Source organism: Actinoplanes sp. NPDC049265 (assembly GCF_043197135.1).
GTDB lineage: Bacteria > Actinomycetota > Actinomycetes > Mycobacteriales > Micromonosporaceae > Actinoplanes.
This window is the reverse complement of sequence record NZ_JBICSP010000010.1, coordinates 16337-30249: the sequence shown is the minus strand read 5'-3', so window position 1 is coordinate 30249 and position 13913 is coordinate 16337. Positions and strand designations below refer to the sequence as shown.

Sequence of the window (13913 nt, the reverse complement as noted above, 5' to 3'; positions counted from 1 at the left end):
CGGGAATCAGCCCTGGGTGGTCGGCACGATGATCATCTCGGCGACGTTCATCCGGGCCGGTGCGGCGGCGGCCCAGGCGATCCCGGCCGCGATGTCCTCGCTCCGCAGCGTCTCCAGGCCGGCCCGCCACTGGTTGAGCGAATCCCGGACCGAGGTGTCGCGCATCCCGTCGCCGAGCTCGGTGCTGACCATGCCCGGTTCGACGTTCTTCACGCGTACGCCGCGCGGCCCGAGCTCGGCCCGCAGGTTCCGGGTCAGGTGCGCGACGGCGGCCTTGGTGGCGCAGTAGACGCCGTAGTTGACGAAGGTCTGGTGCCCGCCGACCGAGCCGACCAGCACCAGGTCGGCCGGTCGCCCCTCGGCCGCCGCGGCCAGCAGGTCGTCGACGAAGGCGCGGGCGGTGTGCAGCAGGCCGGTCACGTTGGTGCCGATCATGGCGTCCCACTCGGCCGGGTCGGCCTCCTCGAACGGCGCCCCGAGCATGACGCCGGCGTTGGCCACGACCAGGTCGGGGCGGCCGAGCTCGGCGCGGACCCGGTCGGCGGCGGCGTGTACGGCGTCCCGGTCCTGAACGTCAACGGCGATCGGGAGCGCGTCCAGGTCCTTGAGCCGGTCCTCTCGGCGGCCGAACGCGGCCACCCGGGCCCCCTCGGCGGTCAGGGCCCCGGCCGTGGCGGCGCCGATCCCGCTGGTGGCTCCGGTGACGACAGCGATGCGGTTGGTCAATGAGGTCATGCCACCACGCTGGCCCGGCGCCGGGCCCGGGAGAAGGCCGCGCCGACCCTGGTAGTCGCACGGCCACCCAACGGCTCGCCGGGTCTTCTACCGTCGGGGGATGGCGGAGAACAGGCTGGGCGAGTTCCTCCGGGCGCGGCGCGAGCTGACCCGGCCGGAGCAGGTCGGGCTGCCGCCGGGCGCCGGCCGCCGGCGGGTGTCCGGGCTGCGTCGCGAGGAGGTCGCGATGCTGTCCGGGGTCAGCGCCGACTACTACGTGCGGCTCGAGCAGGGCCGCGACAAGCACCCGTCCGATCAGGTGCTGGAGGCGCTGTCCCGGGTCCTCGACCTCGGCCCGGACGGTCTGGAGCACGCGCGGCGCCTGGCCGGTGCGGCGCGGCCGGGGCGGCGGCGCTCCGGGCGTACCCCTCGGGTCGATCCTGCCCTGCGCCGCCTGCTCGACGCGCTGACCGGCACCCCGGCCCTGCTGACCAGCCGCTATCTGGACGTGCTGGCCACCAATCGGCTCGGTGCCGCCCTGCATCCGATCTTCGGCCCGGGCAGCAACCTGATCCGCGCGGTGTTCCTCGACCCGGCGTCGCGCGACTGCTATCCGGACTGGGACAAGGTCGCCCAGGAGACCGTGGCCAGCCTGCGGTCGTCGGCCGGCGCCGACCCGGACCACCCGCGGCTGGCCGAGCTGGTCGGTGAGCTGTCGGTGAAGAGCCCGGACTTCCGCGCATGGTGGGCGAAACACGAGGTCAAGGCCAAGACGAGGGGTACGAAGCAGATAGTCAACGCCGAGGTCGGCCTCCTGCACCTGGAGTACGAGACGCTGATCCCGCCCAGCGCCGACGGCCAGATGCTGGTGATCTACCACGCCGAGCCGCACAGCCCGGCCGCCCAGGCCCTGGCCCTGCTCGGCAGCGTCGCCGTGACGGCTTAGTAGGCGCCCTTGCGCTTGAGCACGACCCAGATCGTGCGCCAGAGGATGCCCAGGTCGTAGGTGAGCGACCAGTTGTCCACGTAGTACAGGTCGAGCCGGACCGCCTCGTCCCAGGACAGATCCGAGCGGCCGCTGACCTGCCACAGCCCGGTGATGCCGGGCCGGACCAGCAGCCGGCGCCGGACGTCGCCCAGGTAGTCGCCGTCGTCGGCGGGCAGCGGGCGTGGCCCGACCAGCGACATCTCGCCCTTCAGCACGTTGATCAGCTGCGGTAGCTCGTCCAGTGAACTGGCCCGCAGTGTCTTGCCGAAGCGGAAGATCCGCGGGTCGTCCTTCATCTTGAAGAGCATGCCGTCGGAGTCGTTCAGCTCCTCCAGGGTGGCCTTGCGCTCCTCGGCGTCCACGTACATGGTCCGGAACTTCCACACCCGGAAGGTGCGGCCCTCGTGACCGACCCGGGGCTGCCGGAAGAACACCGGGCCGGGGTCGGAGAGCCGGATGCCGATGGCGATGGCCAGCAGCACCGGGCTGAGCGCGAGCAGGCCCAGGAACGCGGCGATCCGGTCGAGCAGGTTCTTCACCAGCCAGGCCGGCCCCGAGAGGGTGGGCTCCTCGACGTGCAGCAGCGGCAGGCCCTCGATCGGGCGGATGTGCACGCGCGGGCCGGCGATGTCGGTCAGCTGGGGCGCCACCACCAGGTCGACGCCGGTGCCCTCGAGCTGCCAGGCCAGCCGGCGCAGCTCGCCCGGTTCGGCGCTGGCCGAGCCGCAGACCGCGATGGTGTCGGCCCCGACCTCGCGGACCAGGGACAGCACGTCGCGGCCGGCGTACACCGGGACCGGCGTCTCTATGCCCCGCACCGAGGCCAGGCCGTCGGTGATGTGGATGGCCACCGGGATCAGGCCGGCGGCCGGGCTGCGGGTGACCGCGGTGTAGACCTCGAGCGCCTCGGGCAGCGTGCCGACCAGGACCATCCGGTGCGCGCCGTGCCCGGTGCGGCGGCGGGCGAAGTGCAGGACCTGCCGGGCGAAATAGCGGCAGATCAGGATGAAGAACAGGGCGCCGCCGGAGACCAGGGCGACAGTGCCGCGCGACAGGGACGTCTTGGTGGCGAACGCGGCCAGCGACACGGTGGCCACCACGACCACGAACGAGCGGGCGACCCGCTTGAACTCCTCGCTGCCCAGGCCCAGGTAGCGGCGGTCGTAGCTGCCCACGCTCCAGAGCACGATCACCCAGGTCACGGGCAGGACGACGTACGCCATCGCGGCGAAGATCTCGGGCTGGTTCTGGAAACCGGCGTTGGCCTGCTCCAGCGTGGCGGTGGCGATCCAGCTGGCCAGCACGGCGGAGACGAAGTCGAGGACGATCAGGACCGCGGTGTACGGCCGGTGCCAGCGCGACAGCCGACGGTGGCTACGGGTCCAGGCGCTTCGGGGTACACCGTTGCTCGGCGGCGGTTCCTGCCACTCGAAGCTGTCGTACGGCATGTTGCTCCGGCTGTTCCTGGTCGCCGGCCGCGGGAGGCTCGTGGTCACCTCGCCTACGTCCTCCCGCATCACGACCGCCCGACGTCATTACGCACTGCCACGGCCCAAGGTCACCGAACATCACCGCCGGTCTGCTTCGCGCCGTGGGCGAAGCGTGGGACCGGGCCACTATACCGATGGATCCGGGCCGGAGAAGCGGACGTTACGCCCGCAATCCCGGTATGGACCGTCAGTTACCTAATCAATTTGGAAAGACGCCGGTCAGCCAGGGGTTTGCCGCCGGTCTGACAGGTCGGGCAGTACTGCAGGCTCTTGTCCGCGAACGACACCTCACGCACCGTGTCGCCACAGACCGGACAGGGTAGTCCGGTCCTTGCGTGCACCCGCATGCCGGCCCGCTTCTCGCCCTTGAGCTCGGCCGCCTTCATCCCCACCGATCGGGCCACCGCATCGGTCTCCACCTGGCGTGTCGCCTCGTACAACGTGGTGATCTGCTCGTCGGTCAGCTTGCCGGTCAGCGCGAAGGGGGAGATCTTGGCGGTGTGCAGGATCTCGTCGGAGTACGCGTTGCCGATGCCGGCCAGCACCTCCTGGTCGGTGATCACGCCCTTGATCTGCCCGTTGCGACCCTTGATGCGCTCGGCGAACTCGTCACGCGACACGGCCAGCGCGTCGGGACCCAGCCGCGCCACCCCCGGCACCTCGGCCGGGTCGCGAACCAGGTAGACGGCCAGGGATTTCTGCGTGCCGGCCTCGGTCAGGTCAAAACCAGACCCGTCATCCAGCCGTACGCGCACAGCGATCGGCCCGCTGCCCGGTTTGAGTGGCGTGGCCGACTTGAACGCGTCCCGGTAGTGCAGCCAGCCCGCCCGGGCCAGATGCACCACCATGTGTACTGAGCCTTCTTTTTGGCGAGGACCGAGCCCGACGTCGAGGAACTTGCCGTGCCGCCCGGCGCTGGTGAGCTCCAGCCCGGCGATGGCGGTGGGTGGCGGGTCGAAGGTCTTCAGCGCGCTGAACGACGACACCTCGAACCGCTGGACGGTGTGGCCGACCGCGCGCTCGCGCAGGTACGCGCTGAGCGCCTCGACCTCGGGAAGTTCGGGCACAGCCTCCACGGTAGCGTTCCTGGGCGTGAAGGTCGTGGTTGCGCACAACCGGTACCGCGAGGCGATCCCCTCCGGTGAGAACGTCATCGTGGACACCGAGATCACCCAGCTGCGGGCGGCCGGTGTCGAGGTCGTGCCGTTCCAGCGCAGCTCGGACGACATCGGCGGGCTGCCGCCGGCCCAGAAGGCGCTGCTGCCGATCTCACCGATCTACGGTGTTCCGGCCCAGCGGGAGCTGTCCGAGCTGCTGAAACGGGAGCGGCCGGAGGTCGTGCACCTGCACAACCCGTACCCGCTGATCTCGCCCTGGATCGTCCGGACCGCGCACAAGCACGGTGTGCCGGTGGTGCAGACCGTGCACAACTATCGGCAGGTCTGCTCGTCCGGGCTGTACTTCCGGGACGGGCACAACTGTTACGAATGCCGCGACAAGCTGATCGGCTATCCGGCCGTCGTGCACAAGTGCTACCGCGGGTCGAGCGCGCAGAGTGCGCTGATGGCGACCACGCTCGCGGTGCACCGGCCGACGTGGCGCTCGGTCGACCGGTTCATCGCCCTGACCGACAAGATCGCTTCGCACCTGCACGATTACGGCATTCCCGACTCGCGCATCGTGATCAAGCCGAACGGCCTGCCGGACCCGGGTGCGCCGGCGCCGCTGGGCGACGGATTCCTCTACGCCGGGCGGCTGTCCCCCGAGAAGGGCCTGGCGCTGCTGCTGGACGCGTGGCAAAGGCATCCCGACGGCTCGCTCGGCGTATTGCGGATCGCCGGCGACGGGGAACTGCGTCAGCTCGCCGTCGACGCGGCGGCCGCGCGCCAGGACGTCGAATACCTCGGCGTGCTCGACCGGGCCCAGATAATGGCGGCATGGGCGGCGGCGTCGGTGGCCGTGGTCGTGCCGACGTGGGAGGACGTGCTGCCGACGGTGGTGCTGGAGGCGCTGTCGACCGGGCGGCCGGTGCTGGGCACGGCGGTGGGCGGGATTCCGTACATGGTGGGTGCGGATGGCGGGTGGCTCTCGAAGCCCGATCCGGCGTCGCTGGCCGCCGTGCTACCGGTGGCCCGGGCCTCGGCCGCGGCTCTGTCCGAATCGGCCAGAAAGCGATGGGTGGACCACTTTCACCCGGATGTTCTTACAGCTCGTTTGATCGATGTGTACAACGACTTCACAGGAAAATCACACTCCCTGCCTAGGTAACTATCGATCCAGTTGGGGAATGCTGGATCGAGTGACGGACACCCCCAAAACCTCACGCCGCAACCTGCTCCTCGGCGTCGGCGGCGGAGTCGCGCTGGCCGCGGTCGCCGGCGGCGCCGGTTATGCCATCGGACACTCCGGCGACTCGACGACCGCCACCCCGCCGGTCGAGCCGGTCGCCGGGCCGCCCAAGTATCGGTCGCGACCCGACCTGCGGACGCTGCCGGACGTGACGATCACCGTGCCGGCCAACGCGACCGCGCCCGGCTACATCTTCCTCACCCCCGCATCCGGTGCCGGTCTGTGGGGACCGCTGATCATCGACGACAAGGGTTCGCCCGTCTGGTTCCGCAAGGTGCCCGACCCGGCCACCGTCGCCATCGACTTCAAGGTCCAGCAGTACCGCAACAAGCCGGTCCTGACCTGGTGGGAAGGCACCATCGGGGGCACCGGCGGGCAGGGTGTCGGCCAGGGCGAGTTCGTCATCGCCGACGAGAACTACCGCGAGATCACCCGGGTCCGGGCGGCCGGCACCGAACAGGCCGACCAGCACGACTTCGTGATCACGCCGCGCGACACGGCGCTGTTCTGGATCTACGACCCGGTGCCGATGGACCTCAGCGCCAAGGGCGGGCCCGCCGACGGGGTGCTGCACGACGGCGTGATCCAGGAGATCGACATCGCCACCGGCAAGCGGGTCTTCGAGTGGCGGGCCCGCGACCACGTGACGCTGGACGAGTCCAACGCGCCTCTGCCCCAGGGCGACTCGGCCCACCTGCCGTACGACTACTTCCACCCCAACTCGGTCGGCCTCGACGCCGACGGTCACCTGATCATCTCGTCCCGCCACACCTGGACCTGCTACAAGATCAATAAGAAGACGGGCGAGGTGATCTGGCGCCTGGGCGGCCGCAAGAGCGACTTCGCCCTGGCCGACCAGGCGAAGTTCTCCTGGCAACACGACTTCCGCCGCCGCCGCGACGGCTCCTACAGCATGTTCGACAACGGCGCCGGCGTGACCAAGGAACGCGACTACTCCCGCGGCCTGGTCCTCAAGCTCGACGAGCAAAAGAAGACGGCGACTTTTGTACGGGAGTTCGTCCACCCCGACCGCTTGTCCGCACCCACCCAGGGCAGCTTCCGCGAGCTGGCCGACGGCGGCAGCTTCATCGGCTGGGGCCAGATGCCCCACTTCACCGAGTTCGCGGCCGACGGCAAGGTCCGGCTCAGCGGCCACCTGCCCAAGGACAACCAGTCCTACCGCGCGTACAAGGCCGAATGGTCCGGCGCCCCCCTCGACCAGCCGGCCCTGGGCCTGTCCGTCGAGAACGGCGGCGTCACGGTCAGCGTGAGCTGGAACGGCAACACCCGGGTGGCCAAGTGGCGGGCCCGCTCGGGCAGCCAGCCGCGCACCTTGACGGCCGCGGTCGAGGGGCCCCGAACCGGCTTCGAAACCCGCCTGACCATCCCCGGCACCCCGGAATACGTGGTGGCCGACGCCCTCGACGCCGCCGGCAAGGTCCTCGGCACCAGCTCCGCCATCCCGGTCCGCGTCTGACCCCAGGTGGGTCGAGATCATGTCGACGTCGCCGTCGTAGTGCAGAACCGTGGCTCCATGCCGTTCCGCTGTTGCGGCGAGTAAGGGTCAGGCCGCTCAACCTACGGGTTGAGCGGGTATCCACCCGCGGATCATCCCGTGCGGCGAGGTGCGTTCCGGCTGATCAGCCGATCGTTACGGCCATGACGACAAGCACCGTACTGATCCAGCTGCTGGTACTGGCCGTAGTCCTCGAATCGGATCTGGGCCGGCGCAAGGTGGGATGGTTCCGGGTGTGGCGGCCGGTGCTGACCGTGGTCGCGGTCGTGCCGTTCTTTCTCACCGGCCTGCCGACCATTGGGGGAGACCCCGTGCTGCAGGGCGCCGCCGCGTTGGCCGGCGTGGCCCTCGGGGCGGCCTCGGTCACGCCGGCGCTGGTCCGGCTGAATTACGACCCGGTCTGGAAGCCGCGCTGGCTGCGTACGGCGCGGACCCGGCCGGGCGCGGTCGTGAGCTACTCGGGGTGGGGGTACGCGGTGGTCTGGGTGGCGGTCACGGCGGCACGGCTGGCGTTTTCCTACGGCAGCGAGCACACCTTCCCGGTGGCACTCGGCCGGTTCATGGCCGAGCACCAACTCAGCCCGGTCGGCCTCGCCAACGCGTTCATCTTCTCGGCGCTGGGCATGAGTCTGGCCCGCAGCCTGACGCTGGCCGTTCGAGGCCGCGCCGCCCGCCGCCTCGCCCCCGCATACTGAAATCGATGAGCCGCACTGACAAGACGCCGGGCCTGGGGCTCAGCGGCCTGATACCCGATCCGCGGCTCCGGTTCGGGGCGGCTGCCGCCGGCCTGGCGGTGTCCGAATGGATGGTCCTCACCACCGCCGCACCCGGTGTCGTCGTGCCGGTCGGCGCAGGCCTGGCCGGCCTGTGCTGGCTGTGCTGGCTACTCGGGGCGGGCGGCCCACCCACGACCTCCGCCCGGCCGGGCGGGCCGGGACGGGCTGTGCTCCTGGCCGTGATGGGTGCGGCCGGCGGCGCGGTCGCCGGCGTCGAGGGCTTCGGCCTGATCTTCGTCGGCGTCATGGCGGCCGCCGCCGCGACCGAGTTCGACCTGCTGCCGGCGGCCGGTCTGGCCGTGGCGGCACCGGTCGGCGCGGCGGGGACGCTGACGGTCCGGGGTGACCTGCCGGGCAATCTGTCGCAGGTGGTCCTAGTGGCCGTCGCCGGCCTGGTGGTCGCGGCCGGGCGCCGGCAGGCAGCGCACCGCGCCACCCAGAGGGCGTTGCTGGCCACCGCCGACCGGCAGGCCGAGGTCGCCCTGCGGGAGGCCGAGCTGGCGGCCGAGCGTAACCGGCTCGCCCGCGAACTCCACGATGTGCTGGCCCACACGCTCGGCGCGCTCTCCATCCAGCTCACCGCGGTGCAGACGGTGGCCCGTGGCGGCGCCGGCCGCGACGAACTGCTGCGGCAGATCGACCGCAGCCGCGAACTCGTGGGGGAGGGGCTCGACGAGGCCCACCAGGCCGTGCGGGCGCTGCGGGCCGACTCACTGCCGCTGTCCCGTCAGATCGAGCGGCTGTGTGACCGCCACGCCTGCGCCTTCGACTCGCACGGATCCGAACTGCCGCTGCCGGCCGAGGCGACGCTGGCCCTCTACCGGGTGGCCCAGGAAGCCCTCACCAACGCGGAAAAACACGCCCCGGGCGCGGCGGTCCGCGTTTCCCTCACGTTCACGGCTCAGGAGGTGATCGTCTCGGTGGGCAACGATGCCCCTGGGCTGCGGCCGGAGGCCAGTTCCGGCGGCGGCTTCGGTCTGCCCGGCATGCGGCAGCGGATGCGGCTGGTCGGCGGCCGATGCGACTTCGGCCCGGACGACGTCGGCGGCTGGCGTGTGACAGCGTCGCTGCCGACCGCACCGAACCAAGCCGCTGCCCTACCCACGGAGCCGGCCAGAGAGGAAGAGCGGGCATGATCAGCGTGATCGTCGCCGACGACCAGCGCGTCGTACGGGACGGCCTGACCGTGATCCTTTCCGCGATGGACGACATCCGGGTCGCCGGTGTCGCATGGGACGGCGCGGAGGCGGTCGTCCAGGCCGAACGGCACGACGCCGACGTCGTCCTGATGGACCTGCGCATGCCCGGGGTGGACGGCATCGAGGCGACCCGCCGCCTGCGAGCCTCCCGGCCCGGCACCGCCGTGGTCGCGCTCACCACCTATTCGGACGACGAGTCGGTCCTGGCCGCCCTGCGGGCGGGCGCAACCGGATACCTGACCAAGAACGCGTCGGCCGAGGATATTCATCGCGCGCTGCACGCCGCCGTCGCGGGCCAGACCCTGCTCGACGCCGAGGCCGCCGCCCGCCTTGTCGCCGCCCGTTCCGGCGGCCCGGGTGAGGTGACCGGCGGGCTCAGCCCGCGGGAACGCGACGTGCTGCGTCTGATCGCCCGCGGACTCTCCAATGCCGAGATCGCCGCGCACCTCTTCATCAGCGGCGCGACGGTCAAAACCCATATCAACCAGATCTTCGCCAAGACTCAGAGCCGTGACCGCGCCCAGGCCATCCTCTACGCACACCGCCACGGCCTCTGAACCCCGACCGGCGAGTTCGTGCCGCGCGACTGGCCGGTAGCTCCCATCAGGTGAGGAGGATGCTCAGCTCGACGTGCCAGCGGGTTTTCATGCGCTCGGTGCGCGGGTCGGTGAGGTAGAGCTCGTAGCGAGCCGCGAACTCGTCGCCGGACGGGTCCTCGCGCACCGCCGCCCGGCGGCCGGAGGCGCGGATCCAGTCGATCAGGGTGCCGTTGGCGCTGCGGGCCTTGCTCATGTAGGTGAGAGTCGCGTAGTCGCCGGCCGGCAGCGTGCCCGGACGCACCTGGTCGTCACCGGCGACCGGCTCCGGCACGATCACGCCGAGCTCGACGTCCATCGGGCCGTTCATGTCGACCACGTGCAGCCGGAAGAACGTCTCGGCGTGCGGCTGCTCGTGCGCGTCGAGCCAGGCGTACAAGGAGATCATCAGTTTGTCGCGGACGGCGAACATGCCGCGGAACGGCGTCGTCACCCGGAGGCCGGCCGTGTGGCGCAGGGGCTTCCGGGCGATCCCGGGGGCCGCGACGATCATCGGCGGAGGGCCTCGCGGCCGGAGAAGGCTATCGACGCCGCCAGAAAGGCACCGTTGATCAGGGTGAACAGGCCGACCAGCCAGATCGCCCACTGCGGGGCCACGGTCAGGACCGCGCCGGCCACGGCGACCACGAAGCCGTAGTCGCGGATCAGCTTGACCAGCCGGACCGGCGTCGAGGTGCTGGGCACCATGCTGGCGGCGGACGGGCCCGCCTGCATGACCGAGGTGACCAGGTTGACCATCCAGGTGCCGGCGAAGGCGGCCAGCAGCCACGCCGGCGTGTCCGGGACCTGGGCCTCGGCGACCGAGCCGAGCGCCGCGACCAGGGCGATCTGTGCGGCCACGTCGCACAGCACGTCGATGCGGGCGCCGGCCGGACTGGTCTGGCCGGTGACCCGGGCCAGCTGGCCGTCCGAGCAGTCCAGGGCGTACGCGATCTGCCAGCCGACCAGCGCGAGCAGACCGATCGGCCAGGCCCACATCCGGCCGTCGGCGATCGGGCCGGCGGTGGCCACCACCGCGACCGACACCAGGCAGCCGACCCCGAGGTTGAGCACGGTGAGCACGGTCGGCGCGATCCGGTGTTTGTGCGCGAACACCGCGATGCGCGCACCGATGCGCTGCCCGACCAGCTCGCTGAAGAGGCCTCCGCCGCGGTTGACCCGATAGAAATCGGCCGCGGTCGGCTCAGCCGGCGGCGACGGCGGTGTCATATTCGGCCAGTTTCTCGGCGATCACTGTGGGCGTCATCTCGAGGTGTTCGAGGATGGTGTAGCGGTCCGGGCGGGTTCGCGGCGCGAACTCGACGACGCGTACGAACTGCTCCTCGTCAAGATTCACATCGGCCGGCGTACGCGGTAACTGATGCCTGCGCAGGCACGCGGACATCTCGGCGAAGCGGCGCCGGTCGTCCCGCAGGAACGTGCAGAACAGGGCGCCCAGCCCGGCCAGTTCGCCGTGCGAGGCCGTGCCGGGGTAGAGAGCGTCGGTGGCGTGCATGATCTCGTGGCAGCCGCCGCTGGACGGCCGGCTGCTGCCGCACACCGCCATGGCCAGCCCGCTGGAGATCAGCGCCTCAGCCAGGACGGTCAGGAAGCCGTCGTCGTTCATGTCCCCGGGGTGGTTGAGGACCGCTTCGGCGCCCATCCGGGCCAGTGAGGCGGCGAGCCCGTCGACCGGTTCGTTGCGGACCTGCCGGGCCAGTTCCCAGTCGGCCAGTGCGCTGATGTTGCTGATCACGTCGCCGATGCCGCCGCGGTTGACCCGGTCCGGTCCGCTCTCGACGAAGTCCAGGTCGACCACGACGGCGATCGGGATGTGTACGCCGTACGACCCCTTGATGCCGTCGTTGACCAGGCTGGCCACCGGCGAAGCGATGCCGTCGTTGGCCAGGCTGGTGGCCACCGACACCATCGGGATGGCCCAGCGGGTGGCCGCGTACTTGGCCGTGTCGACGGTGGCGCCGCCGCCGATGCCGACCACCGCGTCGTAGTGCCGGGACCGCAGCTTGTCGGCCAGTTCGATCGCGGCGTCCAGGGTGCCACCGGCCGCGGTGTAGACGTCGGCCGAGCCGAGCGACGGCCGGATCAGGTCGGCGATCTGCTCGCCCAGCCCGGGACCGACGACCACCGCCACGTCGCCGCCGGCCGAGATCCGTCCGTCGGCCAGGATGGTGCCGAGGTTGGCCACGGCGCCGCGCCGCACCTCGATGTGCAGCGGCGCCTGAACGGTGCGGGCTAGTAACGGCATGCGATCTCCCGCGCCCGGGTCAGGTCGTCGTGGTTGTCGACCTCGACCCAGGGCACGTCACCGATCGCCGCCATCCGGATCTCACCGCCTCGGTTGACGTATTCCTGGTAGCCGTCCTCGTAGTAGAGATTCGGGTCGCGTTCCCAGGTGGCCTTGAGGCAGTCGGCCAGGTCAGCGGCCACTTCGGCCTCGATCAGGGTGGCGCCGATGTACTCGCCGTGGGCATCGGAGGGATCCATCAGCTTCGTGATTCTTGCCAGTCGGCCATCCGGCGTGAATGTCGTCTTCATCTCCTCGTCACCTAGCTTCTTGAGGCTGTCGACGGCGAGCAGAATGTCGGGTCCACTGCTGGCCAGCAGGGTCTTCTCGACACTGACCGGGTGCACGGTGTCGCCGTTGACCAGCAGCGCGCCCTGGGCGAAATGCTCACGGGCGAGCCAGAGGGAGTACGCGTTGTTCCATTCCTCGGCCTTGTCGTTGTGCACAAGGGTGAGGGTGACGCCGTACTTCTCCTCGAACGAGGGCTTTCGCTGCTCGACGGCTTCGGAGCAGTAACCGACCACCACTGTCACGTCGTTGAGCCCAGCAGCCGCGAGGTTGCGTAACGAGATGTCCATGATCGTCGTCTCGCCGTCGACCGGCACGAGTGCCTTGGGCAACGTGTCGGTGTAGGGGCGTAGCCGGCGGCCGGCTCCGGCCGCCAGAATGAGACCGATCATGTGGGGTCCTTCCGGGCATAGGGGTGCGGTCCGAGGATAGCGGCGGCTCGTAAGCTTGTCCGCATGACCGCTGAGCAGCTGATCTCGTTCGCCCGTGGCGCCCCCTCCCTGGACATCATCGATGTGCAGGGCCTCAAGGACGCGGCTGCGCGCGCTTTCGACGCCGACCCGGCCGGCATGACCGCGTACGGCACCTCCGTCGGCTATGTCCCGCTGCGCAAGTGGATCGCCGGCAAGCACGGCGTCTCGCCGGACCAGGTGATCGTCACCAACGGCTCGTTGCAGGCCGACGCGTTCCTCTTCAACCACCTGGTCAAGCCCGGTGACGACGTGATCGTGGAGAGCCCGACCTACGACCGCACGCTGCTGAGCCTGCAAAACCTCGGCGCCAAGGTGCACCAGGTGACGTTGCAGTCCGACGGCATCGACGTCGCCGAGCTGCGTGCGCTGCTGGAGTCGGGGGTACGCCCCAAGCTCGCGCACATCATCCCGAACTACCAGAACCCGGCCGGTGTCACACTGTCCGCCGAGAAGCGTCGTGACCTGCTGGCCCTGGCCGCCCAGTACGAGTTCCTGATCTTCGAGGACGACCCGTACGTCGACATCCGTTTCCGCGGCGAGGCGCTGCCGTCGATGCTGTCGCAGGACACCGGCAACGTCGTCGTGCACGCCTCCAGCTTCACCAAGACGGTGTGTCCGGGCGTACGCGTGGGCTACCTGGTCGGCCCGGCCGCCCTGATCGACGCGATCGCCAAGAAGGCCACCAACCTCTACATCTCGCCCGGCATGGTGTCCGAGGCGATCGTGCACCAGTTCTGCGTCTCCGGTGACATCGACCGCTCGATCGCCACGGTCAGCGAGGCGCTGGGTGAGCGGGCCCGGGTTCTCGGCGAGGCGCTGCGCAAGCACATCCCCGGTGCCACCTTCACCGAGCCCGACGGCGGCTACTTCCTCTGGGTCGACCTGCCCGACTCGGTGGACGTCGAGCGGCTGTTCCCGGCGGCCATGAAAAAGGGGGTGGCCATCGTCAAGGGCACCGACTTCTTCGTCGACGGCGGCCGGCACGCGATGCGGCTGGCGTTCTCGGCCGTGACGGTGGATCAGATCGAGGAGGGCGTACGCCGGATCGCGGCCGCGATGGACGAACTGGCCTCCTGATACGCAACTGTCGGGTTTCCGACACAGAGACGGTTTCCGCTGCGAGGCCAAAAAGACAGACAATGCGCAGCGGACCTAACCCCCCGCCCCGGCGGCGGGCGGGCCGGCCGTGGCACTCCACCCCCTCCAGCCGCGGCCGGCCCGCCCGGCGCCATCCCATCTG

General features: G+C 70.4%; 14 protein-coding genes. 7 read left to right on the top strand and 7 right to left on the bottom strand.

The features are described from left to right. Positions 1-6: 6 nt before the first annotated feature. Complete coding sequence (locus tag ACGFIO_RS23405; protein ID WP_392828575.1) at positions 7-735, bottom strand: SDR family oxidoreductase; 729 nt, start codon at positions 733-735, stop codon at positions 7-9. 100 nt (positions 736-835) lie between these two features. On the opposite strand from ACGFIO_RS23405, the gene ACGFIO_RS23400 reads away from it, so the two are divergent. Further along, entirely contained in the window at positions 836-1660 is an 825-nt protein-coding gene (locus ACGFIO_RS23400; RefSeq protein WP_392828573.1) for a helix-turn-helix transcriptional regulator, read from the top strand. Here the strand turns inward: ACGFIO_RS23400 and ACGFIO_RS23395 are convergent. Beyond that, the gene (locus ACGFIO_RS23395; RefSeq protein WP_392829009.1) at positions 1657-3150 is read right to left on the bottom strand and encodes a sugar transferase; all 1494 of its coding nucleotides are present in this window, start codon (positions 3148-3150) and stop codon (positions 1657-1659) included. The genes ACGFIO_RS23400 and ACGFIO_RS23395 overlap by 4 nt on opposite strands. Before the next feature lie 233 nt (positions 3151-3383). Next, entirely contained in the window at positions 3384-4259 is an 876-nt protein-coding gene (locus ACGFIO_RS23390; RefSeq protein ID WP_392828571.1) for an Fpg/Nei family DNA glycosylase, read from the bottom strand. 25 nt (positions 4260-4284) lie between these two features. Here ACGFIO_RS23390 and ACGFIO_RS23385 point away from each other — a divergent pair, with 25 nt between their 5' ends. The 5 genes from ACGFIO_RS23385 (at position 4285) to ACGFIO_RS23365 (ending at position 9589) form a co-directional block, all read left to right on the top strand. Then, complete coding sequence (locus ACGFIO_RS23385) at positions 4285-5460, top strand: glycosyltransferase family 4 protein (protein WP_392828569.1); 1176 nt, start codon at positions 4285-4287, stop codon at positions 5458-5460. Between the two features lie 31 nt (positions 5461-5491). Continuing rightward, positions 5492-7018 (top strand): arylsulfotransferase family protein, encoded by a 1527-nt coding sequence (locus ACGFIO_RS23380; RefSeq protein ID WP_392828567.1) that lies wholly within the window; start codon positions 5492-5494, stop codon positions 7016-7018. Between the two features lie 182 nt (positions 7019-7200). Continuing rightward, complete coding sequence (locus ACGFIO_RS23375; protein WP_392828565.1) at positions 7201-7752, top strand: hypothetical protein; 552 nt, start codon at positions 7201-7203, stop codon at positions 7750-7752. Between the two features lie 5 nt (positions 7753-7757). Beyond that, positions 7758-8969 (top strand): sensor histidine kinase, encoded by a 1212-nt coding sequence (locus ACGFIO_RS23370; RefSeq protein ID WP_392828563.1) that lies wholly within the window; start codon positions 7758-7760, stop codon positions 8967-8969. After that, on the top strand, positions 8966-9589 hold the full coding sequence (locus tag ACGFIO_RS23365) for a response regulator (protein WP_392828561.1): 624 nt from the start codon (positions 8966-8968) through the stop codon (positions 9587-9589). The genes ACGFIO_RS23370 and ACGFIO_RS23365 overlap by 4 nt, the downstream gene beginning before the upstream one ends. Before the next feature lie 46 nt (positions 9590-9635). Here ACGFIO_RS23365 and ACGFIO_RS23360 read toward each other — a convergent pair whose 3' ends face one another. From ACGFIO_RS23360 to ACGFIO_RS23345, 4 genes are read right to left on the bottom strand one after another with little or no spacing between them, the layout of a single operon-like run. Further along, positions 9636-10121, bottom strand: coding sequence for a GyrI-like domain-containing protein (locus ACGFIO_RS23360; RefSeq protein ID WP_392828559.1), 486 nt, complete (start codon positions 10119-10121; stop codon positions 9636-9638). Then, the gene (locus ACGFIO_RS23355) at positions 10118-10837 is read right to left on the bottom strand and encodes a CDP-alcohol phosphatidyltransferase family protein (RefSeq protein WP_392828557.1); all 720 of its coding nucleotides are present in this window, start codon (positions 10835-10837) and stop codon (positions 10118-10120) included. The genes ACGFIO_RS23360 and ACGFIO_RS23355 overlap by 4 nt, the downstream gene beginning before the upstream one ends. After that, a complete protein-coding gene (locus tag ACGFIO_RS23350) occupies positions 10812-11873 on the bottom strand; it encodes an iron-containing alcohol dehydrogenase family protein (RefSeq protein ID WP_392828555.1) in 1062 nt (353 codons plus the stop codon). The genes ACGFIO_RS23355 and ACGFIO_RS23350 overlap by 26 nt, the downstream gene beginning before the upstream one ends. Continuing rightward, entirely contained in the window at positions 11861-12592 is a 732-nt protein-coding gene (locus tag ACGFIO_RS23345) for a sugar phosphate nucleotidyltransferase (RefSeq protein ID WP_392828553.1), read from the bottom strand. Before ACGFIO_RS23345 ends, ACGFIO_RS23350 begins: the two co-directional genes overlap by 13 nt. A 63-nt stretch (positions 12593-12655) precedes the next feature. On the opposite strand from ACGFIO_RS23345, the gene ACGFIO_RS23340 reads away from it, so the two are divergent. Further along, a complete protein-coding gene (locus tag ACGFIO_RS23340) occupies positions 12656-13750 on the top strand; it encodes a PLP-dependent aminotransferase family protein (RefSeq protein WP_392828551.1) in 1095 nt (364 codons plus the stop codon). Positions 13751-13913: the final 163 nt, after the last annotated feature.

Bases quoted from the DNA above. Each gene is read 5' to 3' on its own strand.
- ACGFIO_RS23405 (WP_392828575.1), bottom strand. From the start codon at position 735: ATGACCTCATTGACCAACCGCATCGCTGTCGTCACCGGAGCCACCAGC.
- ACGFIO_RS23400 (WP_392828573.1), top strand. From the start codon at position 836: ATGGCGGAGAACAGGCTGGGCGAGTTCCTCCGGGCGCGGCGCGAGCTG.
- ACGFIO_RS23395 (WP_392829009.1), bottom strand. From the start codon at position 3,150: ATGCCGTACGACAGCTTCGAGTGGCAGGAACCGCCGCCGAGCAACGGT.
- ACGFIO_RS23375 (WP_392828565.1), top strand. From the start codon at position 7,201: ATGACGACAAGCACCGTACTGATCCAGCTGCTGGTACTGGCCGTAGTC.
- ACGFIO_RS23370 (WP_392828563.1), top strand. From the start codon at position 7,758: ATGAGCCGCACTGACAAGACGCCGGGCCTGGGGCTCAGCGGCCTGATA.
- ACGFIO_RS23365 (WP_392828561.1), top strand. From the start codon at position 8,966: ATGATCAGCGTGATCGTCGCCGACGACCAGCGCGTCGTACGGGACGGC.
- ACGFIO_RS23360 (WP_392828559.1), bottom strand. From the start codon at position 10,121: ATGATCGTCGCGGCCCCCGGGATCGCCCGGAAGCCCCTGCGCCACACG.
- ACGFIO_RS23355 (WP_392828557.1), bottom strand. From the start codon at position 10,837: ATGACACCGCCGTCGCCGCCGGCTGAGCCGACCGCGGCCGATTTCTAT.
- ACGFIO_RS23350 (WP_392828555.1), bottom strand. From the start codon at position 11,873: ATGCCGTTACTAGCCCGCACCGTTCAGGCGCCGCTGCACATCGAGGTG.
- ACGFIO_RS23345 (WP_392828553.1), bottom strand. From the start codon at position 12,592: ATGATCGGTCTCATTCTGGCGGCCGGAGCCGGCCGCCGGCTACGCCCC.
- ACGFIO_RS23340 (WP_392828551.1), top strand. From the start codon at position 12,656: ATGACCGCTGAGCAGCTGATCTCGTTCGCCCGTGGCGCCCCCTCCCTG.